This is a genomic window from Streptomyces sp. 8L (assembly GCF_020176795.1).
Classification (GTDB): Bacteria; Actinomycetota; Actinomycetes; order Streptomycetales; family Streptomycetaceae; genus Streptomyces.
Genome location: NZ_JAIUKE010000930.1, coordinates 1 through 904, shown reverse-complemented (window position 1 = coordinate 904; position 904 = coordinate 1). Strand labels below are relative to the sequence as shown.

Below are 904 nucleotides of genomic sequence, written 5' to 3'. Positions count from 1 at the left end.
CGCGAGGCGCGAGGCGCGAGGCGCGAGGCGCGAGGCGCGAGGCGCGAGGCGCGAGGCGCGAGGCGCGAGGCGCGAGGCGTGACGCGCGGGCGCGGCCCGTGGCAGTGGCGTGTGACGGTGCCCGTGAGACCGGGGCGGGCCGGCCGGCGGACGAGGCACCGGTCCGGTACGGGCGGGCCGATACGGCGGACCACGCACCGGCCCCGGGTGGGAGCCGGGCCCCGCGCGACCGATGGGCCCACTGTGCCCGCCCATAGGCTGATCGCGTCATACGGCCGAGGGAAGCGCGCGATGTACCGAGGAAAGCGGGCGATCTTCATGGGGACGGAAGCAACGCGGGGCGACGGCAGGACGAGCGGGCCCTTTCTGTATGTCGTCGTCTGCGCGGCCGGCAACGCCGGGTCGGTGGGCCGACTCATATCCGCCGCTCAGGACAGTGGTTGGCGGGTGGGTGTGGTGGCGACGCCCCAGGGGCTCGGGTTCCTCGACCAGGCGGCGGTCGAGGCCCAGACCGGCTATCCGATCCGGTCCGCGTGGCGCAAGCCGGGCGAACCACGTCCCTTGCCGCCTCCCGACGCCATCGCGGTGGCACCGGCCACGTTCAACACGATCAACAAGTGGGCCGCGGGCCTGTCCGACACGCTCGCGGTCGGCATTCTCTGCGAGGCGTACGGGATGGGCGTCCCGATCGCGGCGCTGCCGTGCCTCAACAGCGCGCAGGCCGCGCACCCCGCGTATCGGGAGAGCCTGGAGCGGCTGCGTTCCATGGGCGTACTGATCGGTTCGTACGAGCCCAACGCCCCGAAGTCCGAGGGTGGCGCCGAGGCGTTCCGATGGGAGGAAGCGCTGGAACTGCTCGCGCCGTCGGTACGGCTCTGACGGGCGGGGCGGGGCAGCCATCCCC

At 74.0% G+C, this 904-nt stretch carries 1 protein-coding gene; it reads left to right on the top strand.

What is annotated here, in order from left to right:
* Positions 1–318: 318 nt before the first annotated feature.
* Positions 319–879, top strand: a complete 561-nt coding sequence (locus LCE31_RS39945; RefSeq protein WP_225023217.1) for a flavoprotein — start codon at positions 319–321, stop codon at positions 877–879.
* Positions 880–904: the final 25 nt, after the last annotated feature.

Bases quoted from the DNA above. Each gene is read 5' to 3' on its own strand.
- LCE31_RS39945 (WP_225023217.1), top strand. From the start codon at position 319: ATGGGGACGGAAGCAACGCGGGGCGACGGCAGGACGAGCGGGCCCTTT.